The organism is Opitutus sp. (genome assembly GCA_024998815.1).
In the GTDB taxonomy this organism is placed as follows: Bacteria; Verrucomicrobiota; Verrucomicrobiia; order Opitutales; family Opitutaceae; genus Rariglobus.
Genome location: JACEUQ010000003.1, coordinates 79,700 through 103,261, shown reverse-complemented (window position 1 = coordinate 103,261; position 23,562 = coordinate 79,700). Strand labels below are relative to the sequence as shown.

21 protein-coding genes are annotated in these 23,562 nt (G+C 62.0%); 11 read left to right on the top strand and 10 right to left on the bottom strand.

What is annotated here, in order from left to right; genetic code table 11:
• Positions 1-734 precede the first annotated feature (734 nt).
• The 3 genes from H2170_15650 to H2170_15640 are packed head-to-tail and all read left to right on the top strand — an operon-like array spanning position 735 to position 3,321.
• Positions 735-1,094 carry a hypothetical protein gene (locus H2170_15650; protein ID MCS6301504.1) on the top strand — a complete coding sequence of 120 codons (360 nt, stop codon included), beginning with the start codon at positions 735-737 and terminating at the stop codon, positions 1,092-1,094.
• Positions 1,091-2,557 carry an IS21 family transposase gene (locus H2170_15645; protein MCS6301503.1) on the top strand — a complete coding sequence of 489 codons (1,467 nt, stop codon included), beginning with the start codon at positions 1,091-1,093 and terminating at the stop codon, positions 2,555-2,557. The genes H2170_15650 and H2170_15645 overlap by 4 nt, the downstream gene beginning before the upstream one ends.
• On the top strand, positions 2,554-3,321 hold the full coding sequence (locus tag H2170_15640) for an ATP-binding protein (GenBank protein MCS6301502.1): 768 nt from the start codon (positions 2,554-2,556) through the stop codon (positions 3,319-3,321). Before H2170_15645 ends, H2170_15640 begins: the two co-directional genes overlap by 4 nt.
• A 293-nt stretch (positions 3,322-3,614) precedes the next feature.
• On the opposite strand, the gene gluQRS is transcribed toward H2170_15640, so the two are convergent.
• Positions 3,615-4,445, bottom strand: a complete 831-nt coding sequence (gene gluQRS / locus H2170_15635; GenBank protein MCS6301501.1) for a tRNA glutamyl-Q(34) synthetase GluQRS — start codon at positions 4,443-4,445, stop codon at positions 3,615-3,617.
• A gap of 85 nt (positions 4,446-4,530) precedes the next feature.
• Between gluQRS and H2170_15630 the strand changes: the two genes are divergently transcribed.
• Positions 4,531-5,103 carry a TIGR00730 family Rossman fold protein gene (locus H2170_15630; protein ID MCS6301500.1) on the top strand — a complete coding sequence of 191 codons (573 nt, stop codon included), beginning with the start codon at positions 4,531-4,533 and terminating at the stop codon, positions 5,101-5,103.
• 176 nt (positions 5,104-5,279) lie between these two features.
• On the opposite strand, the gene H2170_15625 is transcribed toward H2170_15630, so the two are convergent.
• On the bottom strand, positions 5,280-5,726 hold the full coding sequence (locus tag H2170_15625) for a creatininase family protein (GenBank protein MCS6301499.1): 447 nt from the start codon (positions 5,724-5,726) through the stop codon (positions 5,280-5,282).
• Between the two features lie 474 nt (positions 5,727-6,200).
• Here H2170_15625 and H2170_15620 point away from each other — a divergent pair, with 474 nt between their 5' ends.
• The 3 genes from H2170_15620 (at position 6,201) to H2170_15610 (ending at position 7,185) form a co-directional block, all read left to right on the top strand.
• Entirely contained in the window at positions 6,201-6,428 is a 228-nt protein-coding gene (locus tag H2170_15620; GenBank protein ID MCS6301498.1) for an addiction module antitoxin RelB, read from the top strand.
• A complete protein-coding gene (locus H2170_15615) occupies positions 6,425-6,721 on the top strand; it encodes a type II toxin-antitoxin system RelE/ParE family toxin (protein MCS6301497.1) in 297 nt (98 codons plus the stop codon). The genes H2170_15620 and H2170_15615 overlap by 4 nt, the downstream gene beginning before the upstream one ends.
• Before the next feature lie 212 nt (positions 6,722-6,933).
• Positions 6,934-7,185, top strand: coding sequence for a PIN domain-containing protein (locus tag H2170_15610; GenBank protein MCS6301496.1), 252 nt, complete (start codon positions 6,934-6,936; stop codon positions 7,183-7,185).
• A gap of 280 nt (positions 7,186-7,465) precedes the next feature.
• On the opposite strand, the gene H2170_15605 is transcribed toward H2170_15610, so the two are convergent.
• Both H2170_15605 and H2170_15600 read right to left on the bottom strand, forming a co-directional pair.
• Positions 7,466-8,038: a GDYXXLXY domain-containing protein gene (locus H2170_15605; GenBank protein ID MCS6301495.1), complete on the bottom strand. Its 573-nt coding sequence runs from the start codon at positions 8,036-8,038 to the stop codon at positions 7,466-7,468.
• Positions 8,035-9,363 (bottom strand): DUF2157 domain-containing protein, encoded by a 1,329-nt coding sequence (locus H2170_15600; GenBank protein ID MCS6301494.1) that lies wholly within the window; start codon positions 9,361-9,363, stop codon positions 8,035-8,037. Before H2170_15600 ends, H2170_15605 begins: the two co-directional genes overlap by 4 nt.
• Before the next feature lie 483 nt (positions 9,364-9,846).
• Between H2170_15600 and H2170_15595 the strand changes: the two genes are divergently transcribed.
• On the top strand, positions 9,847-11,976 hold the full coding sequence (locus tag H2170_15595; GenBank protein ID MCS6301493.1) for a DNA gyrase/topoisomerase IV subunit A: 2,130 nt from the start codon (positions 9,847-9,849) through the stop codon (positions 11,974-11,976).
• Positions 11,977-12,181: 205 nt separating this feature from the next.
• Here H2170_15595 and H2170_15590 read toward each other — a convergent pair whose 3' ends face one another.
• The 5 genes from H2170_15590 to H2170_15570 all read right to left on the bottom strand — a co-directional run bounded on the left by H2170_15590 (position 12,182) and on the right by H2170_15570 (position 16,487).
• Positions 12,182-12,964, bottom strand: coding sequence for a tRNA threonylcarbamoyladenosine dehydratase (locus tag H2170_15590; protein MCS6301492.1), 783 nt, complete (start codon positions 12,962-12,964; stop codon positions 12,182-12,184).
• Positions 12,961-13,764 (bottom strand): Hsp33 family molecular chaperone HslO, encoded by an 804-nt coding sequence (locus H2170_15585; protein ID MCS6301491.1) that lies wholly within the window; start codon positions 13,762-13,764, stop codon positions 12,961-12,963. Before H2170_15585 ends, H2170_15590 begins: the two co-directional genes overlap by 4 nt.
• A 136-nt stretch (positions 13,765-13,900) precedes the next feature.
• Entirely contained in the window at positions 13,901-14,668 is a 768-nt protein-coding gene (locus H2170_15580; protein MCS6301490.1) for an ATP-binding protein, read from the bottom strand.
• On the bottom strand, positions 14,665-16,131 hold the full coding sequence (locus tag H2170_15575) for an IS21 family transposase (protein ID MCS6301489.1): 1,467 nt from the start codon (positions 16,129-16,131) through the stop codon (positions 14,665-14,667). Before H2170_15575 ends, H2170_15580 begins: the two co-directional genes overlap by 4 nt.
• Positions 16,128-16,487, bottom strand: coding sequence for a hypothetical protein (locus H2170_15570; protein MCS6301488.1), 360 nt, complete (start codon positions 16,485-16,487; stop codon positions 16,128-16,130). Before H2170_15570 ends, H2170_15575 begins: the two co-directional genes overlap by 4 nt.
• A 1,954-nt stretch (positions 16,488-18,441) precedes the next feature.
• Between H2170_15570 and H2170_15565 the strand changes: the two genes are divergently transcribed.
• Genes H2170_15565 through H2170_15555 form a run of 3 tightly spaced genes read left to right on the top strand, consistent with a single transcriptional unit; the run spans position 18,442 to position 21,028 of the window.
• Positions 18,442-18,801, top strand: coding sequence for a hypothetical protein (locus H2170_15565; GenBank protein ID MCS6301487.1), 360 nt, complete (start codon positions 18,442-18,444; stop codon positions 18,799-18,801).
• Positions 18,798-20,264, top strand: coding sequence for an IS21 family transposase (locus tag H2170_15560; GenBank protein MCS6301486.1), 1,467 nt, complete (start codon positions 18,798-18,800; stop codon positions 20,262-20,264). The genes H2170_15565 and H2170_15560 overlap by 4 nt, the downstream gene beginning before the upstream one ends.
• Complete coding sequence (locus H2170_15555; GenBank protein ID MCS6301485.1) at positions 20,261-21,028, top strand: ATP-binding protein; 768 nt, start codon at positions 20,261-20,263, stop codon at positions 21,026-21,028. The genes H2170_15560 and H2170_15555 overlap by 4 nt, the downstream gene beginning before the upstream one ends.
• Before the next feature lie 405 nt (positions 21,029-21,433).
• Here the strand turns inward: H2170_15555 and H2170_15550 are convergent, their stop codons facing one another.
• Positions 21,434-23,275, bottom strand: a complete 1,842-nt coding sequence (locus H2170_15550; GenBank protein ID MCS6301484.1) for a type IIA DNA topoisomerase subunit B — start codon at positions 23,273-23,275, stop codon at positions 21,434-21,436.
• Between the last annotated feature and the right edge of the window lie 287 nt (positions 23,276-23,562).

The following is a 23,562-nucleotide window of genomic DNA, read 5'->3' as shown; positions in this document are numbered from 1 at the left end:
CCGCCGCCCAACTCGCCCACCGCTGATCCCTGTTCTTTACTGTGAGCGGCGAGCGGGAAAGCGTCTATTTCTGGCGGTTAGGAATGCACTTCTTCTTCGGTGGATCTTCTTCCCCTTAAAAAGAGTAATACTCTTCTTCCGTGGGTGGGTTTTCTTCCCTGTCCGGCTGGGGATATGAGGGGTGCGAATGGGTGGAGATTGAACCGGCGGGACGCTTGGCGGATGCACAGCGATGCATCCAACCGGTTCACGCAAGTGTTTGCACTGTGTCGATTTCTTTCTGCCCGACGCGCATAACCGCGAGCGTCAGCGCTACTGCGGGAAGCCGGGATGCCGACGGGCGAGCCGGGCGGCCAGTCAGGCCAAATGGTTGGCGAAGCCGGAGAACCTCGACCACTGGAAAGGCCCAGAAAATGTCCAACGGGTGCAGGAGTGGCGGAAGGCCAATCCGGGGTACTCAAGGCGGAGGGGGCCGCGACGGCGGGTGGCGTTACAAGACATCCCAACTACGCAATCCGTTGTGCACCAGCCTAAAGCCGAGCCGGTCGCCGAGGTGGCGTTACCGAATCCCTGCGTGCCGTTACAAGACAGATGGGAGTCGCAAAACCCTGTGCTCGTGGGGCTTATCGCGCAGTTCGCCGGAGTGACGTTACAAGAGGACCTCGAACCCATGCTGCGACACCTGCAATCCCGGGGGCGGGTGATCCTGGGCATCGACGTCCAGCCGCCCGATTATGCAAAAACAACCGATCGATCGCGAACAACTCCGGCGCACGCCGGCCCAGTTTAGCTGGCTGGACCACCGGCTGGTGCGGGGCAATTACCTGGGGCGGGCCAGTGCCCCCGCCTGGGGCCTCTATCTGGTCCTGGTCACCGTGGGCGACGCCGACGGGCTGAGTTACTACGCCACGCGCACCCTGGCCCGGCTGCTCACGCTCAGCGAGGACGGCCTGGTCGAGGCGCGCCGGCAGTTAATCGAGGCCGGGGTGATCGCCTACGCCGCGCCACTTTACCAGGTGCTCTCCTTGGACCGGGGCAGGCCAACGCACACGCTGGCGGCAACGCCGCCGCCGAGCCGGGAGGTGGGCGCGTGATCGATTACGAACTGTATTGCCGGATAAAACAGGCGGAGGCGGCCGGTCACAGTGCGCCGCAAATCGCCCGCTCGCTCCAGTTGCACGTGCAGACGGTGAGGCGCTGGCAGGCGCAGGAAAAGTACGTGCGCAGCCAGGCCGCGCAGGTGCCTAGGCCAAGCAAGCTCGACGTGCACAAGCCGGCGATCGCGCGCTGGCTGGAGGCCCATCCGTTCACCGCCATGCAGCTCTGGCAAAAGGTGCGCGAGCGGGGGTACACGGGCGGGTATTCAATTTTGAAAGACTACGTGCGGCGGGTGCGGCCGAGGAACCTGGAGGCGTTTCTTACCCTCAAGTTTGCCCCCGGCCAGACCGCGCAGGTGGACTGGGGCAGTTTTGGCGCGGTGGAGGTGGACGGCACCCGGCGGGCTTTAAGTTTTTTCGTCATGGTTTTGGGGTACAGCCGGTTCCTGCATGTGGAATTTACCCTCGGGCAGGGCCAGGAGTGGTGGCTGGGCTGTCACCGGCGCGCCTTTGAAAAACTCGGCGGGGTGCCGCGCGAGGTGATGGTGGACAACTGCAAGACGGCCGTCCTCTCGCATGTGCCCGGGACCGACCCGGTGTACAACGCCCAGTACCTGGACTTTGCCCGGCACTACGGGTTTACGATAAAAGCGTGCGGGCCGGGGCATCCGCAGTCCAAGGGCATGGTGGAAAACGCGGTGGGTTACGTGAAAAAAAGCTTCCTTGGCGGGCGGCAGATGAACGGGTTTACCGAGCTGGGGCCGGCCGCCAGCTTGTGGCTGGAAACGGTGGCCAACGTGCGCGTTCACGCTGAAACCCAGGGCCGGCCGGTGGACCGGCTGCCCGAGGAGCGCGCTGCGCTCCTGCCGCTTAACCCGGTGGCCAGTCCGGCGGTGCGCACCTTAAGCGTGCGGGCGTCGCGGCGGTGCCGGGTGAGTATCGAAACGAACCGCTACTCGGTGCCCACGAAGTTTGCCGGGGCGCTACTCACCGCGCAGATCGAGGGGGCGCAGGTGAGGTTTTATGCGGACCGCACCCTGGTGGCCGAGCATGCCCGCAGTTTTGCCCGCCGCGCCGATGTGGAAAACCCCGAGCATGTGCGCGAACTCGAGGAGCGCAAACGGCAGGGGGCGCGGCAGCGCCTGCGGCTACGGTTTTTGGAACTGAGCCCGGCGGCACCCGCCTACCAACGGGGGCTGGAGGAGCGCCGGCTCAACGCGGGACACCACCTGGCGACTATCGTGGGTTTGGTGGCCCTGTATGGAACGGAGGCAGTCGGCCGGGCGATCGAAAGCGCCCATGAACTCGGCGCCTACTCCAGCGATTACATCCTCAACTTGCTCGAACAACGCGCGCGGGCCTTGCCGCAAGCCGGGCCGATCCACCTCACCCGCGCCGACGCGTTGGCCGCACTGGAACTCGAACTGCGTCCCCCGGATTTAAGCCCCTATACCCAATGAAAACAGAACCCGAAAAAACCGATTTATTAAAAGATCAACTCAAGTACCTGAAACTCGGTTACCTGCTGCGCCACCACGGCGAACTCACGGCCGAGGCGGCCAAGGCGCGCTGTTCGCACGCCGAATTTTTACGCCGACTGGTGCAGGCCGAGACCCAGGACCGCCAGATCCGGGCGCTGGAGCGGCGCATCCAGGCAGCGCGCTTCCCGGTCAAGAAAACCGTCGACCAGTTCCAGTGGGACTGGCCCAAGGAGTTGAACGAAGCGCAGGTGCGGCACCTCTTCGAACTGGGCTTTGTCAAGGAGCGCACCAACGCGGTGTTTTGCGGTGGTGTGGGGCTTGGGAAGACACATCTCGCGAGCGCGTTGGGCTACGCGGCGTGCCAGGCGGGCTACACGGTGCTGTTTACGACGGCGGTGGACGCGATCAACGCTTTGGTCACCGCCCAGTCCCTGCACCGGTTGCAAGCCGAGTTGAAGCGTTACATGACCCCTGCGGTGCTCGTGCTCGATGAGGTCGGCTACCTGCCGCTCGACAAGTCGGGGGCCGACCTGCTCTTCCAGATCGTCAGCCAACGCTACGAACGCGGCTCGCTGATCGTCACCACCAACAAGGCCTACAAACACTGGGCAGGGATCTTTAACAACGACGCTGGCATCACCGCGGCGATCCTGGACCGCCTACTGCACCGGGCCCAGACCGTCGTCATCGAGGGCAAATCCTACCGCATGAAAGACCGCCTGGCCGACGAACCTGCAAGCTGACCGGGCCTGATGATCGGCCCCTGGCGGGGCCGGTCATCGGCTTTTACGACAGGTGATTTTGTAACCGCCAGAAATAGACGGTGTTCGCGCCGCCGCTCACACGCAGACTTCGCAACAGCCACCCTCACGTCAACGAACTCATCGAAACCCATGCCGTTGCTACCTGCGGTACGATTCTACCTTAGCTGGGGGGGGGATCTCAACTCGTTTTGGGGCCAAACTCCAGTGAGCAGACTGGAAGTCTGCGCTACTTTTTGCGCCGGTTGCGCCTCTTTGCGGTCACCCTCCCGCCTTCATGCGAGCAGCTTAGCGGGCGCGACGCCTTGGGCGCGCAGCGTTCGCAAGGCCAGCGCGTCGTGGCGCTTCGCTAGGCGCTCACCGCGCTCGTCCAACACCAGCGGACAATGATGATACGCTGGCACCTCATGACCCAACGCGCGAATCAGCAGCAGTTGGCGGAAGGTGGATTTTATCAGGTCGGCGCCGCGCACCACCTCGGTGATGGCCAGTTCCGCGTCGTCCACCGCGCAGGCCAGTTGGTAACTGGGAACGCCGTCTTTGCGCCACACCAAGAAGTCGCCAAAATCCCGCCCTGCCACCGCCTCCTGCGCGCCGAAATGCCCGTCGGTGAACGATAAAACTTCGCCGTCGGGGACACGAAAACGCCAATTGGTGCCCCACCCTGCGGCGTCAAGGGGTGGCAATGGCTCGCCCACGGCCGGACGAAACGCGGGCGGATACAGCGGCTCGTCGAGGTTCGCGCCTTCGTGGGGCGCGGAGACGGACGCCTCGGCGAGTTCGCGGCGCGAATGGGCGCAGGGGAAAATGAGCCCCGCTGCATGCAGTTTAACGAGGGCGGCGCGGTAATGCGGCAGGCGCTCGCTTTGGGTGATCATCGGCTCCTCCCAAGTGAGGCCGAGCCAGCGCAGATCTTCGAGCATCGCGGCGACGAAATCACGGCGGATGCGTACGGCGTCGAGGTCGTCGTTGCGCAGGAGGAGACGGCCCCCGGCGGCCTGGGCGCGTTGGTGGGCGACCCAAAAGGTGCGCGCATGGCCGAGGTGTAGGAGACCAGTTGGCGAAGGTGCCAAACGGCCAAGGTAACTGGAGCGGGAGTTCACCACGAAGAACGCCTACTGGGCACGAATTCGTTAAAAAAAACAGCCTTAATTGCTATCCAAGGCGGATTGAAAAAGGTTAGAAAAAGCCATGACCAAGCTCCTGTGTGTTTACTGTTCGTCCAGCGCCCGGCTCGACCCGAAGTATTACGAGGTCGGTGAACGTTTGGGGCGCGAAATGGTGGCGGAGGGCTGGGGCTTGATTTACGGGGGCGGCAACGTCGGGCTCATGGGCGCGGTGGCCCGCAGCGTGAAGGAGGCTGGCGGAGTCGTGGTGGGCGTGATCCCTGACTTCATGCAGTTGCGCGAACTCGCCTACGCCGAATCGACCGAACTGGTGATCGTGCCCACCATGCGGGAGCGCAAACGCATCATGGCGGAACGCGCCCATGCGTTCCTCACCCTGCCTGGCGGTATCGGCACACTCGAAGAAATGACCGAGATCATGAGCGAGCGTTACCTCAACCTCACGCAGAAGCCGTTGGTGTTGCTCAATCAGGATGGGTTTTACGATGACTTGCTGCGCTTCTTCGAGCGCATGGTGGAGGAGAAATTCAAGTCACACGGCTTGGCCGAACTGCTCGCCGTCGCCCCGACCGTCGCCGAGGTGTGGCCGCTGTTGAACCAGCCCAAGGACTACCAGACCGACCCGATCTGGAAATAAGCCGAGCGAGTAGTAACGGCAAACCTGACTCCACCAAGGCAGTTTAGCCGCAAAAGAACGCAAGGAGCGCAAAGAACAAACCATGTATTTCTATGCGATCTCTGCGTTCTTTCGCGGCTAAAAGGATCGAAGTATCCCAGTGATTTTTGAATGTTAATGGCGGCAACGGGTAACACCTACCCGGCGAGTAGCGCCGTGAGTTTGCGGGCGAGAGCCGCCGCGGCTTCGTCGAGCCAACGGGCGCCTTTTTCGGCCGTCGCGCGGGTGGCGTCACCCATCACGCCGCTTTTGGAAATATCCGCGGTTTTCCACGCAAACACCGCCGCCCCGCCTTCAGGTCGCAGGCCGCCGGGCGCATCGAGTTGAGCCGGGTATTCGCAGACTGCGCGGTCCATACGCACCCACTCGGGCGCGCCGGCCAGCATGAGCGAGGTTTCCCACTCGCCGGCATGAAACCCAAACGCCGCCTCCTGCGGCTCCTGCACGGGTTGATAATACCCACTCAACATGCCGGCGCGCACGCCAGCCATGGCCTGAATCTCGCGCAGCGTGGTCACGACAACCGGGGTGTTGCCACCATGGGTGTTTAACACCGCGAACTGCCGGAAACCGAGCGCCTGCAGGTGGGCGACCTGGGGGGGGTAAAAAAAGGGGGCGGGACGTTACATGGATACATCGAGGGTCGGATTTCACGTTTTTTAACTTTGGGTTATTGTCTTATGTATCCATGTAACGTCCCGACCCCTTTTTCAGAACGCCCTTTTTCAGAACGCCCTTTTTCAGAACGCCGACCCCTTTTTCAGAACGCCCATGATTCCTAGGGCGTTGCCCTAGGCTGTGGTAGAGAGCCCCGTTGGGGCGGTCTTGCCTAACTAAGTGCCATTCCGTCCCGACCCCTTTTTCAGAACCGCGGTGATCAAGTGCAGGCAATCCGCCGTGCGCACCCACACGTCGGATGGGCAGAGGAAAATTCCGCCGGGGGCCAGCGGTTTTCCCGCAAGCGCCGGTGTAAAACACCCAAAAGCTCCGCGCGGGCAGGCGAAAACAACAGTGGACTTGCCCAGCGGCACGAACGCAGCATTTTAGCAGGTATGAGCATGACCATTGATCAAATCGTGGAGGAGATCCGCTCCCTGCCGCATGACGTGGTGGCCGACTTGGTGGACCGGGTCTTGTTTGAATCGCACGGGGGCCAAGACAGCGCACTCACTCGCGACTGGTCAGCCACGGTGCAGCACCGCATCGAAGAAATCCGCAGCGGTGCCGTTGTTGGTATCCCAGGTGAGGTGACGGCCGCGAAGATTCGCCGGATCGTAGGCCGGTGAAGCCGCATCTGTTCCATCCCGAGGCGGACGCGGAATACGCGGATTCGGCCCTTTATTACGCCGAACATGGCGAGGACTTAGGCGGTAGGTTTTATGACGAGATCGAGCGGGTGATCGCCGAGATAGCTGCCGCGCCCCATCGCTTCCGCCAGTATGACCCTCCTGCGCGTCGCAATCTAGCCCGCGACTTCCCTTATGCCGTGGTGTACCTCGACGAGCCGGATCGTATCTGGATTGTTGCCGTCATGCCCTTGCGACGCGCCCCCGACTACTGGAAGCATCGCCTGGAATAACCCCAGGCCACTTATTTTATTAACAACTGAATCATAAACTTAAGCACGCACCCTAGACACAATTCCTGTAAGGCATCCTTTAAGTATCACAACCGCCACAGCACCAATCCCACGGGCGGGACGCCCATGCTACATCAGGACGGGGCTGAGTGCCTTGGGCGGGGCATCCTTTAATCGGCCCGTAACGTTGAAAACGCCCCGATCTCGCCCAGCTGATCGCCCGCCTAGACCGGTTGCGGGTCGTCATTCCGGAATTGGAACCCTTCGACGAGGAGGCCGCTTGGCATGCCGGCCGGTTGCGCGCCTATCTGGAAACCCTCAAGCCCAACGCCCAGCCCATAGGACCTTATGACGTGCTCATCGCAGGCCAAGCCCTGAGCTTGGGCGCTATGCTGGTCACCCGTAACCTCGATGAATTCAGGCGCGTCCCCGGACTCCTCATCGAAAACTGGGAAACCGATTGAGTAGCTAGAAGACGCAATTTAGCCCAAACGGTGCAGCCAGTAGTCAGGGGGCATGCCTCCAGCCACGCCCACACCTTCAGGGGGAAAAGGAATATTTAGCCGCAAAAAAGCGCAACGTTCGCAAAAACCAACCCCGAAGCCAAAAAGCTCCGTTTTTGCGCCGTTTGCGTCTCTTTGCGGCCACCCTCCGGCCATGGGGTTGGTGGATTGCGGTCCACGGCTTGGCTTTTCGGCCTTTACGAGCGATTGGCGATCTTTGCGTTAAACCTCAACTCCCCCCTCAGCGGACTACCCCTCTAGGCTTACTCTCCCGTTCCTTGAGAATCTCGCGGAAGGATTTACCGTCGAAGCTGAGATCGGCCAGCACGGCGCGGCCGTTGAGCACGCGCACCTCGGCGATAATGCCTTTGGAACTGCGGAGGTTTTCGGCAAACCAGCGGTCGGCTTCAGGGGCGAGTTTTTCGTTGAGGTAAAAGCGCGAGAAGGGCCACTCAAGCTGGGTCTTTTCGTTATGCACGTAGCCCGACTTCAAGCGGATAAAATCACCGCTCTTGGGTGGCTCGAGGGATAAATGGCTGACACTCGCCAGGCCATCGGTGCCGATGCTCAGTGATGCATAAACCTGCATGCCACGTTTCAATTTCGCGCCCGCAGGCACGCTGACCTCGCGCTGTTCAGGCCTCACGGCGAGATACCGGCCGCGCAGCGGATCGTAGGGATCGGGGGCGCTGCATTTGAGTTTTACGAGCGTGCCTTCGGCCAGGGTTTGCTCGTGTTGCATAATGCCCGTGAGCGGCACCAGCCATTGCGCGAGTGCGGCGAGGCCGAAGATGATAATGGAGAGGGTTTTCATGCTTGGGCGGCGTGTTGCTGGCGATGCTGGCGACTCATGAAGAAGTTAAAGGCGAGGAAGGCGACGCCCACGGCGATGAAGGCCAGGCCTTTGGCGAGCAGCGAAAAATGGCTGTCCGCCATGCGGGCGATGATCAGCACCGACAGCAGCAAGGCACCGAGTCGGGAGGCGCCGCGTTTACCGATAAAATCGAGCAGGATGAGCGTGATGCCGATACCGGAAAGGTGCAGCGTGGCCAGCCACGACAACAGCGAGCTGCCGGTTTTGGCTTCATCCACGAATGGAACCGAGATCAGCGGCAGCAACGCCACCGACGCGATGGCCAAAACGGCCCAGCGGCGACGCACCCCGGCATGCAGCGCAAACCCCGCGAGCACGGCCAGCAGCCCCCAGCACCATGGCAGTTCCAGCGCATGAGAAGCCCCCTTAAGAATGTCGTTACTCGCATCGCGGAACGTGGCCGCCACGCCGTAACCGAGCAGCCAAAGTGAACCCAGTACGACCTGCGGCTTGCGACCGCTGGCTTCTTCAATGCCGGCTTGATTGAGCGGAAACAGGGCGATGGCCGCGGCGGTCAGCGTCCATAACCAGAGGAAGGCCCCGGAATGGTAACGGGAGTAATCACCGGACTGTTGAGTCACGAACACTGCCGCGCTTGCCAGCCCGATGAAGGCGCTGAGCGTCATCACCCAGCGCAACGAAATCGAGGGCGCTTCCTTGCGTGGCCAGCCCGGCCAGTAAGGCAGCAGACCGAGCAACAACAGCGGATAAATCAGCGGGCTATCCTGCCAAGGCCTGCCGGGCACGACTTGATTCACGCTCCAGATCGCGGTGGTAACGAGGTAGAAAATGGCCACCGCATGCGAGCGCAGCACCCAGGTTAGCGGAAGACTCAGCAGGAACCACCAGAACAGAAAGTCCGGCCACTCCCCGCCGAGATTGTAAATTTGCGAGACCAAGGCGATGGACGCCCCGGCTGCAAAGGCCTGAAGCACGGGCGCCGTTTCGCGTACCCATGCCGCGCCGGCATCGCCGCGTTGCAGCACACGAAAACTGAAAACCTGGGTCAGCAACAGCGGTAAAAATGCGAATAACAAACGCACCGGGAGGGAGAAATCATCCCAGTTGTAGCCGATCACGGCGATCAGTCCGGCACCGATGAGCAGCGCCCCGAGCGAACCCATGACGAGCTGCGCCAGCCCCAGCTGCGAGGCATCCGGCGCATGCCGTTCGCGCAGGGTACGCGCCGCGTCGGCAGTGAGAAGTCCTTCACGCTCCCATTGAGGGAGTTGTTCAAGCAGCCAACGGTGGCGGGAGTTGTTCATGGGTTGAAAATGGGCGGTGCCGCCGAAGGGTTCTGGCCGCTATTGGCTTTACCCACAACGATCTTGAGCGGGTTAAAAAAAAAGGTTCCGCAGCCGCAAAGAGACGCAAACGGCGCAAAACCGGGGTTCATTAGGTTCGGATCTGGCTTTTGCGACTTCTGCGCTTTTTTGCGGCTAAATCATCCGTTTTTCACCACCGAGGGTGTGGGCGGGGTTGGAGCCGTTTTTGTGTCATTTCGTGTTTTTTGTGGCCAATGGATTGGAGGCCAACCACCGAAAACGTCGAGGAACCCAAATGCATGACTGTATGCCTTTGCGGTCTTCTTCGGCCTTTGCGCCTTTGCGTTAAAAAAACGCCGTTGAAGGATCAGTGTTCAATATCTGAGTCGCCCCTTTTAACGCCTCCCCGATTTTCCCGCTTCCCATCCGCGCAATCCGTGCCTCTTTTGGCCCCTTACCGATTTCCCTCAGCTTTTCCCGCAGATGCCTAAACGCCAAGATCCCCACGACGACCAGCCCGAGCTGCCGCTCAACACGCCCGCTGCCCCCGACTCCGGCCTTCCTGTCGATGCTGCCGGCACCACGCCTGCCGCCGCCGATGAGCCCGCACCGGGCGCAGCCGAAGCCTCCGTCGAACTCGTCGCCGCCGAACCCGAGGCGCCCAAGACCAACGAAAACGCCCCGCTCGCCCACTCCTACCAGAAGTGGTTTCTGGAATACGCCAGCTACGTCATCCTCGACCGCGCCGTCCCCCACATCGACGACGGCTTAAAACCCGTCCAGCGCCGCATCCTTCACACCTTCTGGGAGCAGGACGACGGGCGTTTCCACAAGGTCGCCAACATCGTTGGCGCCTGCATGCGTTTCCATCCCCACGGCGACGCCTCCATCGGTGCGGCGCTGGTCGGCATGGGCCAACGCGCCTACCTGGTCGAGCCGCAGGGTAACTTTGGCAACGTGCTCACCGGCGACGACGCGGCCGCCCCGCGTTACATCGAGGCCCGCCTCACGCCCTTCGCCCGCGAGGTGTTGTTCAACCCCAAGACCACGATCTGGCAGGCCAGCTACGACGGCCGCGCCAAGGAGCCGGTCACGCTCCCCGCCAAGTTTCCCATCGTGCTGCTCGACGGCGCCGAGGGCATCGCGGTCGGCCTTTCGACGAAAATCCTGCCGCACAATTTCAACGACCTGTGCCGCTGCGCGATCAATCACCTTCAGGGTAAACGCTTCAAACTCGTTCCCGACTTCCCCTCCGGCGGCATCGCCGACTTCTCCGGCTACAACGACGGCGAGCGCGGGGCCAAAGTAAAAGTCCGCGCCAAGATGGAGACGCGCGGCAAATACCAGATCGCCATCACCGAGCTGCCCTACGGCACCTCGACCGTGTCACTCATCGAGTCGATCCTCGCCGCCAACGCCAAGGGTAAGATCAAGATCAAACACGTCGACGACAACACCGCCGACACCGTCGAGATCCTCGTCCACCTGCCGCAGGGCGCCGATGCCGACCAGGTGATTAACCAGCTCTACGTTTTTACCGACTGCCAGGTGTCCCTCTCGCCGGCGGCCTGCGTCATCGACACTATCGACGGCCAGGACAAACCGGTATTCCTCGGTGTATCCGAAATCCTCCGCCGCTCGGTGGACCGCACCGTGCAGCTCCTCAAGCAGGAGCTCGACATCAAGCTCGGCGAGCTCGAGCAGCAGTGGCACTGGGACAACTTGGAGCGCATTTTCATCGAGGAGCGCATCTACCGCCGCATCGAACAGTCGAAGACCTGGGAAAGCGTGCTGGCCGAGATCCACGCCGGCCTAAAACCCTTCATCGCCAAACTTCGCCGCGCCGTCACCGACGAGGATGTTACCCGCCTGACCGAGATCCGCATCAAGCGCATCTCCGCCTTCAACCGCTTCAAGGCCGACGAGGCGATCAAGGCGATCGAAGACGAGATCAAACAAACCAAGTTCGACCTGGCGCACCTCACCGAGTTTGCGATCAAGTGGTTCGAAACCCTGCACGAGAAGTACGGTAAGGGTCGCAAGCGCCGCACCACCTGTGACGAGGTCGAGCAGATCAGTGCCGCTCAGGTGGTGGTCGCCAACCAGAAGCTCTACGTGAACCGCGACGAAGGTTTTGTGGGCCTGAACTGGCGCCAGCACGAGTTCGTGGTCGAGTGCACGATCTTGGACGACGTGGTCTGCTTTATGGCCGATGCGACCTGCAAAGTCGTGAAGGTGGCCGACAAGGTTTTTGTCGGCAAAGACATCCAGCACCTACACGTCGTGGCGAAGGACGGCGACGACCGGTTTTACACGGTGGTTTACCAGGACAAGGAAAGCGGCAAGGCCTTCGCCAAACGCTTCCAACTCGGCGGCACCACGCGTGAAAAAGCGTACAACCTCGCCGCCAGCGAAGGTTCGAAACTGGTGTTCTTTGACGAGACGAAGAACATCGAATCGATGCCGAAAAAACTGCGCATCGAGCTGAGCGGCCGCTGCACGGCACGGGTTAAAGACTTCGAGTTCGACCTCTCGGAGCTGACGGTGGGAAGTCGTAACGCCAAAGGCGCGACAGTCACGACCTACCCGGTAAAAGCGGTCAAGCGGGCGTAATCGCCCAGGGGAGGGTCCACCTCCGTGTGGACTGGTTCGGGAAAAAAGTAGCGCAGACTTCCAGTCTGCTCCGGGCGCTTGTCGGAACGGACACGGAGCAGACTGGAAGTCTGCGCTACTTTTTCGATCCCGGACGACACGGAGGTCGTCCCTCCGCAATCGTTCTCGTTCTCCTACTCTTACTCGTTCTCTCGCCCGGCCCGAATCAGGCTTGCCGACTCACCAGCAATCCCACCGCCTCTTGAGCGGCGGCCAGACCGAACGCGCCAGTGACCCACACCGCCGTGCCAAAGCCGCTCGCGCAGTCCAGCTTGAGCCGTCCACCCGGCTCGGGCGCGGCCTGACAGGTGCCGTCCGCCCAGGGGAACACGGGGCGCTCCATCGAAAATACACACCGAACCTGGTAACGGTTACCCGCCCCTGCCGCGAAACCGTGATCATCGCGCAGTTTTTTGCGCACTAGCCGCAGCAGGTCGTCGCCTTGTGCCTCGCCCAGATCCGCCGCGCGGATACGGGTCGCGTCGCGTTTACCGCCCGCGCCGCCCACCGTCACGCAGGGGAACCCGCGCCGCACGCACTCGGCGATGAGCAACGCCTTGTTGCCGGTGTGATCAATCGCATCCACCACGCAGTCAAAACCGGGTGCCAGCATCGCCTCGGCCGTCGCCGCAGTGAAAAACTCCGTCAGCGCCGTGACGCGGCAAGCCGGGTTGATCAAGCGCACCCGGTCGGCGAGCACCGCAACCTTGGGCCGGCCGATTTGGCCGTCGAGCGCGGGCAGCTGGCGGTTAACGTTGGTCACACAGACGTCGTCGAGATCGATGAGCGTGAGTGCCCCCACGCCGCTGCGAGCCAGCCCCTCGACCGTCCACGAGCCGACCCCTCCCACGCCGATCACACACACATGCGCATCGTGCAGGCGGGCCAACGCCTCGCGCCCGAGCAGCCGTCCGACGCCCCCAAATCTCTCGTTGTAACCGTCGCTCATGGGGCTTTGGCCACAAACGCCTCCATCGCTTCGCGCGTGATCACATGGCGCGCCGTGCAGCGCGGGCAGCGCATCTCGATCGTCTCGCCCTCGCCAAACAGATCAGCGGCGTCCTGCCGATAAACCGGGGCGAGCACTTCAAGCATGCGCTTCTGGTTGCACCCGCAATGCCAGCGGTAAACACGCTTTTCGAGCTCACCGAGCGTCTCCGTTTCGGGAAGACGCGCCACTTGCTCCGTGGTGAGCGATTCGAACCAAACCTCGTCGAAGTCGGGGTGCGCGGAGACGAGCGCAAACTCCTCCTCGCCGGTCTGAAAAAACCGCGCAGGGCGCTGCTCGCTTTGGCGATAGTAAGCCTCCACCGCGACCAGCGGATCGGCTCCGGTAAACTCGACCGAGCTGCGCCGCTTGGGCTGCTGGCCGCGGATCACGTCGGCATAAAACAAGTTGGTGGGAAACGTCTTCACGTTTTCGCCAAACACACGTCCCGTAACCGAGCCATCGGTGTTATCGGCGGTGACGAATACATTCATCAACGGCTGCTGAAGGTTGATGGTCCACGCGGTCAGTTCGTTCCAAGGACGCGAGACGGCGTGCAGCACCAAAGCCGCCAGCGTGCGTTTGAAAATCTCGTCATGCTCGGGCGTCACCTTGATGGCGTGGTCGGACAGGTGCAGGTAGTAATCGACGAACAGCGGACTGAAGTCCGCCTTGGCGAACAGGGCGTTGCGGCTGCGCACAAACCAGGTGGTCACTTCCAGGCCGGAGTTGGCGGGGTTTACGGGCGTCGAATCGGTCATGCCCGCAGCGTTAGCGGTGCGGGCCGGAAGTAAAGTGTGAGCGGCGGCGCGAACACCGTCTATTTCTGGCGGTTACAAAATCACCTGTCGTAAAAGCCGATGACCGGCCCCGCCAGGGGCCGATCATCAGGCCCGGTCAGCTTGCAGGTTCGTCGGCCAGGCGGTCTTTCATGCGGTAGGATTTGCCCTCGATGACGACGGTCTGGGCCCGGTGCAGTAGGCGGTCCAGGATCGCCGCGGTGATGCCAGCGTCGTTGTTAAAGATCCCTGCCCAGTGTTTGTAGGCCTTGTTGGTGGTGACGATCAGCGAGCCGCGTTCGTAGCGTTGGCTGACGATCTGGAAGAGCAGGTCGGCCCCCGACTTGTCGAGCGGCAGGTAGCCGACCTCATCGAGCACGAGCACCGCAGGGGTCATGTAACGCTTCAACTCGGCTTGCAACCGGTGCAGGGACTGGGCGGTGACCAAAGCGTTGATCGCGTCCACCGCCGTCGTAAACAGCACCGTGTAGCCCGCCTGGCACGCCGCGTAGCCCAACGCGCTCGCGAGATGTGTCTTCCCAAGCCCCACACCACCGCAAAACACCGCGTTGGTGCGCTCCTTGACAAAGCCCAGTTCGAAGAGGTGCCGCACCTGCGCTTCGTTCAACTCCTTGGGCCAGTCCCACTGGAACTGGTCGACGGTTTTCTTGACCGGGAAGCGCGCTGCCTGGATGCGCCGCTCCAGCGCCCGGATCTGGCGGTCCTGGGTCTCGGCCTGCACCAGTCGGCGTAAAAATTCGGCGTGCGAACAGCGCGCCTTGGCCGCCTCGGCCGTGAGTTCGCCGTGGTGGCGCAGCAGGTAACCGAGTTTCAGGTACTTGAGTTGATCTTTTAATAAATCGGTTTTTTCGGGTTCTGTTTTCATTGGGTATAGGGGCTTAAATCCGGGGGACGCAGTTCGAGTTCCAGTGCGGCCAACGCGTCGGCGCGGGTGAGGTGGATCGGCCCGGCTTGCGGCAAGGCCCGCGCGCGTTGTTCGAGCAAGTTGAGGATGTAATCGCTGGAGTAGGCGCCGAGTTCATGGGCGCTTTCGATCGCCCGGCCGACTGCCTCCGTTCCATACAGGGCCACCAAACCCACGATAGTCGCCAGGTGGTGTCCCGCGTTGAGCCGGCGCTCCTCCAGCCCCCGTTGGTAGGCGGGTGCCGCCGGGCTCAGTTCCAAAAACCGTAGCCGCAGGCGCTGCCGCGCCCCCTGCCGTTTGCGCTCCTCGAGTTCGCGCACATGCTCGGGGTTTTCCACATCGGCGCGGCGGGCAAAACTGCGGGCATGCTCGGCCACCAGGGTGCGGTCCGCATAAAACCTCACCTGCGCCCCCTCGATCTGCGCGGTGAGTAGCGCCCCGGCAAACTTCGTGGGCACCGAGTAGCGGTTCGTTTCGATACTCACCCGGCACCGCCGCGACGCCCGCACGCTTAAGGTGCGCACCGCCGGACTGGCCACCGGGTTAAGCGGCAGGAGCGCAGCGCGCTCCTCGGGCAGCCGGTCCACCGGCCGGCCCTGGGTTTCAGCGTGAACGCGCACGTTGGCCACCGTTTCCAGCCACAAGCTGGCGGCCGGCCCCAGCTCGGTAAACCCGTTCATCTGCCGCCCGCCAAGGAAGCTTTTTTTCACGTAACCCACCGCGTTTTCCACCATGCCCTTGGACTGCGGATGCCCCGGCCCGCACGCTTTTATCGTAAACCCGTAGTGCCGGGCAAAGTCCAGGTACTGGGCGTTGTACACCGGGTCGGTCCCGGGCACATGCGAGAGGACGGCCGTCTTGCAGTTGTCCACCATCACCTCGCGCGGCACCCCGCCGAGTTTTTCAAAGGCGCGCCGGTGACAGCCCAGCCACCACTCCTGGCCCTGCCCGAGGGTAAATTCCACATGCAGGAACCGGCTGTACCCCAAAACCATGACGAAAAAACTTAAAGCCCGCCGGGTGCCGTCCACCTCCACCGCGCCAAAACTGCCCCAGTCCACCTGCGCGGTCTGGCCGGGGGCAAACTTGAGGGTAAGAAACGCCTCCAGGTTCCTCGGCCGCACCCGCCGCACGTAGTCTTTCAAAATTGAATACCCGCCCGTGTACCCCCGCTCGCGCACCTTTTGCCAGAGCTGCATGGCGGTGAACGGATGGGCCTCCAGCCAGCGCGCGATCGCCGGCTTGTGCACGTCGAGCTTGCTTGGCCTAGGCACCTGCGCGGCCTGGCTGCGCACGTACTTTTCCTGCGCCTGCCAGCGCCTCACCGTCTGCACGTGCAACTGGAGCGAGCGGGCGATTTGCGGCGCACTGTGACCGGCCGCCTCCGCCTGTTTTATCCGGCAATACAGTTCGTAATCGATCACGCGCCCACCTCCCGGCTCGGCGGCGGCGTTGCCGCCAGCGTGTGCGTTGGCCTGCCCCGGTCCAAGGAGAGCACCTGGTAAAGTGGCGCGGCGTAGGCGATCACCCCGGCCTCGATTAACTGCCGGCGCGCCTCGACCAGGCCGTCCTCGCTGAGCGTGAGCAGCCGGGCCAGGGTGCGCGTGGCGTAGTAACTCAGCCCGTCGGCGTCGCCCACGGTGACCAGGACCAGATAGAGGCCCCAGGCGGGGGCACTGGCCCGCCCCAGGTAATTGCCCCGCACCAGCCGGTGGTCCAGCCAGCTAAACTGGGCCGGCGTGCGCCGGAGTTGTTCGCGATCGATCGGTTGTTTTTGCATAATCGGGCGGCTGGACGTCGATGCCCAGGATCACCCGCCCCCGGGATTGCAGGTGTCGCAGCATGGGTTCGAGGTCCTCTTGTAACGTCACTCCGGCGAACTGCGCGATAAGCCCCACGAGCACAGGGTTTTGCGACTCCCATCTGTCTTGTAACGGCACGCAGGGATTCGGTAACGCCACCTCGGCGACCGGCTCGGCTTTAGGCTGGTGCACAACGGATTGCGTAGTTGGGATGTCTTGTAACGCCACCCGCCGTCGCGGCCCCCTCCGCCTTGAGTACCCCGGATTGGCCTTCCGCCACTCCTGCACCCGTTGGACATTTTCTGGGCCTTTCCAGTGGTCGAGGTTCTCCGGCTTCGCCAACCATTTGGCCTGACTGGCCGCCCGGCTCGCCCGTCGGCATCCCGGCTTCCCGCAGTAGCGCTGACGCTCGCGGTTATGCGCGTCGGGCAGAAAGAAATCGACACAGTGCAAACACTTGCGTGAACCGGTTGGATGCATCGCTGTGCATCCGCCAAGCGTCCCGCCGGTTCAATCTCCACCCATTCGCACCCCTCATATCCCCAGCCGGACAGGGAAGAAAACCCACCCACGGAAGAAGAGTATTACTCTTTTTAAGGGGAAGAAGATCCACCGAAGAAGAAGTGCATTCCTAACCGCCAGAAATAGACGCTTTCCCGCTCGCCGCTCACAGCGACTCATCATCCAACCTTAAAACAACCGGATTTTTAACCACTAATGAACACTAAGATACACTAATCCAGAAGCGGCGAATCCCTTGTTTTTATTAGCGGAAATTAGTGATCATTAGTGGTTAAAACCAATGCCTGTAAGGCATGGCCAAGATGGATTTAATCACCTCTAAATCAAGACCATGGGCGAGACGCCCATGCCACGTTACGAGCCGATGAAAGGGCGGGACGCCCAAGGCACTCGGCCCCGTCCGGACGTAGCATGGGCGTCCCGCCCATGGGATTGACGTGGCATGGGCGTCTCGCCCATGGGATTGCTGCTGTGTCGGTTATGGTACTTTTAGGAATGCCTTACAGGCATTGTGGTTAAAACGGTTCGTTTGAATTTCTTTGAACGCGAAATGGTATGACACAAGAAACCTGTGTTGGTTCAATGGCTGGCTTGATGCAGAAGTGCCTGCAAGGCGTTGCCTTAGTCGTTATTATGCCCTACACGTTTCGATTTTAGGCTTTAACGCAAAGGCGCAAGGACGCGAAGAAGCGCAATGAAATCACTCCTTTGTAATATGTGAGCGGCGAGCGGGAAAGCGTCTATTTCTGGCGGTTAGGAATGCACTTCTTCTTCGGTGGATCTTCTTCCCCTTAAAAAGAGTAATACTCTTCTTCCGTGGGTGGGTTTTCTTCCCTGTCCGGCTGGGGATATGAGGGGTGCGAATGGGTGGAGATTGAACCGGCGGGACGCTTGGCGGATGCACAGCGATGCATCCAACCGGTTCACGCAAGTGTTTGCACTGTGCCGATTTCTTTCTGCCCGACGCGCATAACCGCGAGCGTCAGCGCTACTGCGGGAAGCCGGGATGCCGACGGGCGAGCCGGGCGGCCAGTCAGGCCAAATGGTTGGCGAAGCCGGAGAACCTCGACCACTGGAAAGGCCCAGAAAATGTCCAACGGGTGCAGGAGTGGCGGAAGGCCAATCCGGGGTACTCAAGGCGGAGGGGGCCGCGACGGCGGGTGGCGTTACAAGACATCCCAACTACGCAATCCGTTGTGCACCAGCCTAAAGCCGAGCCGGTCGCCGAGGTGGCGTTACCGAATCCCTGCGCGGCGTTACAAGACAGCTGGGAGTCGCAAAACCCTGTGCTCGTGGGGCTTATCGCGCAGTTCGCCGGAGTGACGTTACAAGAGGACCTCGAACCCATGCTGCGACACCTGCACTCCCGGGGGCGGGTGATCCTGGGCATCGACGTCCAGCCGCCCGATTATGCAAAAACAACCGATCGATCGCGAACAACTCCGGCGCACGCCGGCCCAGTTTAGCTGGCTGGACCACCGGCTGGTGCGGGGCAATTACCTGGGGCGGGCCAGTGCCCCCGCCTGGGGCCTCTATCTGGTCCTGGTAACCGTGGGTGACGCCGACGGGCTGAGTTACTACGCCACGCGCACCCTGGCCCGGCTGCTCACGCTCAGCGAGGACGGCCTGGTCGAGGCGCGTCGGCAGTTAATCGAGGCCGGGGTGATCGCCTACGCCGCGCCACTTTACCAGGTGCTCTCCTTGGACCGGGGCAGGCCAACGCACACGCTGGCGGCAACGCCGCCGCCGAGCCGGGAGGTGGGCGCGTGATCGATTACGAACTGTATTGCCGGATAAAACAGGCGGAGGCGGCCGGTCACAGTGCGCCGCAAATCGCCCGCTCGCTCCAGTTGCACGTGCAGACGGTGAGGCGCTGGCAGCCGCAGGAAAAGTACGTGCGCAGCCAGGCCGCGCAGGTGCCTAGGCCAAGCAAGCTCGACGTGCACAAGCCGGCGATCGCGCGGTGGCTGGAGGCCCATCCGTTCACCGCCATGCAGCTCTGGCAAAAGGTGCGCGAGCGGGGGTACACGGGCGGGTATTCAATTTTGAAAGACTACGTGCGGCGGGTGCGGCCGAGGAACCTGGAGGCGTTTCTTACCCTCAAGTTTGCCCCCGGCCAGACCGCGCAGGTGGACTGGGGCAGCTTTGGCTCGGTGGAGGTGGACGGCACCCGGCGGGCTTTAAGTTTTTTCGTCATGGTTTTGGGCTACAGCCGGTTCCTGCATGTGGAATTTACCCTCGGGCAGGGCCAGGAGTGGTGGCTGGGCTGTCACCGGCGCGCCTTTGAAAAACTCGGCGGGGTGCCGCGCGAGGTGATGGTCGATAACTGCAAGACGGCCGTCCTCTCGCATGTGCCCGGGACCGACCCGGTGTACAACGCCCAGTACCTGGACTTTGCCCGGCACTACGGGTTTACGATAAAAGCGTGCGGGCCGGGGCATCCGCAGTCCAAGGGCATGGTGGAAAACGCGGTGGGTTACGTGAAAAAAAGCTTCCTTGGCGGGAGGCAGATGAATGGGTTTACCGAGCTGGGGCCGGCCGCCAGCTTGTGGCTGGAAACGGTGGCCAACGTGCGCGTGCACGCTGAAACCCAGGGCCGGCCGGTGGACCGGCTGCCCGAGGAGCGCGCTGCGCTCCTGCCGCTTAACCCGGTGGCCAGTCCGGCGGTGCGCACCTTAAGCGTGCGGGCGTCGCGGCGGTGCCGGGTGAGTATCGAAACGAACCGCTACTCGGTGCCCACGAAGTTTGCCGGGGCGCTACTCACCGCGCAGATCGAGGGGGCGCAGGTGAGGTTTTATGCGGACCGCACCCTGGTGGCCGAGCATGCCCGCAGTTTTGCCCGCCGCGCCGATGTGGAAAACCCCGAGCATGTGCGCGAACTCGAGGAGCGCAAACGGCAGGGGGCGCGGCAGCGCCTGCGGCTACGGTTTTTGGAACTGAGCCCGGCGGCACCCGCCTACCAACGGGGGCTGGAGGAGCGCCGGCTCAACGCGGGACACCACCTGGCGACTATCGTGGGTTTGGTGGCCCTGTATGGAACGGAGGCAGTCGGCCGGGCGATCGAAAGCGCCCATGAACTCGGCGCCTACTCCAGCGATTACATCCTCAACTTGCTCGAACAACGCGCGCGGGCCTTGCCGCAAGCCGGGCCGATCCACCTCACCCGCGCCGACGCGTTGGCCGCACTGGAACTCGAACTGCGTCCCCCGGATTTAAGCCCCTATACCCAATGAAAACAGAACCCGAAAAACCCGATTTATTAAAAGACCAGCTCAAGTATCTGAAACTCGGTTACCTGTTGCGTCACCACGGCGAACTGACGGCCGAGGCGGCCAAGGCGCGCTGTTCGCACGCCGAATTTTTACGCCGACTGGTGCAGGCCGAGACCCAGGACCGCCAGATCCGGGCGCTGGAGCGGCGTATCCAGGCGGCGCGCTTCCCGGTCAAGAAAACCGTCGACCAGTTCCAGTGGGACTGGCCCAAGGAGTTGAACGAAGCGCAGGTGCGGCACCTCTTCGAACTGGGCTTTGTCAAGGAGCGCACCAACGCGGTGTTTTGCGGTGGTGTGGGGCTTGGGAAGACACATCTCGCGAGCGCGTTGGGCTACGCGGCCTGCCAGGCGGGTTACACGGTGCTGTTTACGACGGCGGTGGACGCGATCAACGCCCTGGTCACCGCCCAGTCCCTGCACCGGTTGCAAGCCGAGTTGAAGCGTTACATGACCCCTGCGGTGCTCGTGCTCGATGAGGTCGGCTACCTGCCGCTCGACAAGTCGGGGGCCGACCTGCTCTTCCAGATCGTCAGCCAACGCTACGAACGCGGCTCGCTGATCGTCACCACCAACAAGGCCTACAAACACTGGGCAGGGATCTTTAACAACGACGCTGGCATCACCGCGGCGATCTTGGACCGCCTGCTGCACCGCGCTCAGACCGTCGTCATCGAGGGCAAATCCTACCGCATGAAAGACCGCCTGGCCGACGAACCCGCAAGCTGACCGGGCCTGATGATCGGCCCCTGGCGGGGCCGGTCATCGGCTTTTACGACAGGTGATTTTGTAACCGCCAGAAATAGACGGTGTTCGCGCCGCCGCTCACAGTAATACTTTGCTAACTTTGCGTCTCGGCGGCTTTGCGTTGAAAAATAGCCCCGTTCGTTTAAGCTATTGGTGTAACTGCCGCGCGGTCAGACTCATGGGCGAGACGCCCATGCCACATTACGGACCACCCAAGGGGCGAGACGCCCAAGGCACCACGCCCTGCGCACACGCTCAAGGCCACTGGAAATCAGCGGCCCTTGGTTTTAGCAGCAAGGGCTTCTACGTTAGCCTTTTTCGGGTCATTTCGTGTGTTTCGTGGGCAATCACTTGGCGGGTGCCCACCCGAAAACGTCGAGCTACCCCTTACGCCTCGATCAGGTCCTTCTCGGCGCGCAGGTTGCTGATGATGAAATCCTGCCGCGTGGGTGTATTTTTGCCCATGTAGAAGGTGAGCAACCCCTCGACGTCGTGCAGGCGGTCGAGGGTGACTTTCTCGGCGCGCATGTTCTCGCCGATGAAATCCTTGAACTCGGCCGGGCTCACTTCGCCCAAACCTTTGAAGCGCGTGATCTCGGCGGCCTGGCCGAGCTTCATCATCGCGGCCTGCTTTTCCGCTTCGCTGTAGCAGTAACGCGTTTCCTTTTTGTTGCGCACGCGGAACAGCGGCGTCTCCAAAATGAACAGGTGGCCTTGGGTGATCAGCTCGGGGAAAAACTGCAGGATAAACGAGAGCAGCAGCAGGCGGATGTGCATGCCGTCGACGTCGGCGTCGGTGGCTATGATGACCTTGTTGTAACGCAGGCCGTCCATGCCGTCCTCGATGTTGAGCGCGCTTTGCAGAAGGTGAAATTCCTCGTTTTCGTAAATCACCTTCTTGGTTAACCCAAAGGTGTTAAGCGGTTTGCCCTTCAGGGCGAAGACGGCCTGGGTCTGCACGTCGCGGCAGGAGGTCAGCGAGCCGGAGGCGGAGTCGCCCTCGACGATGAAGATCGTGCTGGCTTCGGCGCGTTTGTCCTTGGTGTCGAGGTGCACGCGGCAGTCGCGCAGCTTGCGGTTGTGCAGGGAGGCTTTTTTGGCGCGCTCGCGGGCGAGGTTGCGGATGCCGGAGAGCTCTTTGCGCTCGCGCTCGCTTTCCTCGATCTTGCGCTTGAGGGCGTCGGCCGCCTCGGGGTTGCGGTGCAGCCAGTTGTCGAGGTGAGTTTGCAGAAATCCGCCGATGAATTGGCGGATCGTCGGGCCCTTGGGCCCAAGGTCGTTGGAACCGAGTTTGGTCTTGGTCTGCGACTCGAACACGGGCTCCTGCACGCGGATCGAAACCGCAGCGATGACCGATTGGCGGATGTCGGCGGCGTCGTAGTCTTTTTTGAAAAAGTTGCGCAGGGTGGCGACCAGCGCTTCGCGGAACGCGGCGAGGTGGGTGCCGCCCATGGTGGTGTGCTGGCCGTTGACGAACGAGTAGTACTCCTCGCCGTAGTGGGCGCCGTGGGTGAGGGCGACCTCGATGTCCTCGGCCTCGATGTGGACGATCGGGTAAAGGGTGTCGCCGGTGAGTTTTTTAACCAGCAGGTCCTTGAGGCCGTTTTCGGATTTGTAGGCCTTGCCGTTGAACGTGAGGGTGAGCCCGCGGTTGAGGTAGGCGTAGTTCCAGAGCATCTCCTCGATGAACTCGGGGCGGAACTTGAAGTCTTGGCCAAAGAGCGCCGCGTCGGGGGTGAACGAGATAATCGTGCCGTTGCGCTCGGCGGTTTTGTGGTTTTTGCGGTCCTTGCTCAGCTTGCCCTGCTCGAACTCGACGACGCGCGTCTCGCCCTCGCGGATGGCCTGGGCGGTGAAGGAAAGCGACAAGGCGTTGACCGCTTTTTGGCCGACGCCGTTGAGACCGACGGATTTTTGGAAGGTCTCGCTGTCGTATTTGGCGCCGGTGTTGATGATCGAGACGCAGTCGATGAGTTTGCCCAGCGGGATGCCGCGGCCGTAGTCGCGCACGCGGATGGAGCGGTCGTTGAGCTCGATTTCGATCTTTTTACCGTGGCCCATCGTGTACTCGTCGATCGAGTTATCGATGGTTTCCTTGAGCAGCACGTAGATGCCGTCCTCGACGTTGGAGCCGTTGCCCAGGCGCCCGATGTACATGCCGGGGCGCAGCCGGATGTGTTCGAGCGGGGAAAGGGTTTTGATCGAATCTTCGGTGTAATTGGACGCCATGGGGAGAGGGGGAGGGAACTCGGGTTCGGTTGGGAGGGTCAAGGCAGAGCCGTGTCTTCGGACTGACAAGGTAAAAGTGGTCGTAGCTTCGGCGACGGGCGTGGAGGGCGAGGTCGGGGGCGGGGGGCGGAACCTTGAGCTCACGCTCAAGGCCACGGGAACGGAGGCATGAAGGTAAACGAAGGTAGGCGGGGCGGTGCAGGGGTGCGGATGTGGTGGCTGGAATGAGGATGTGGCCTTGAGCATGAGCTCAAGGTTCTGGGGGCCGGATCTGGGGCCGGGTTCCG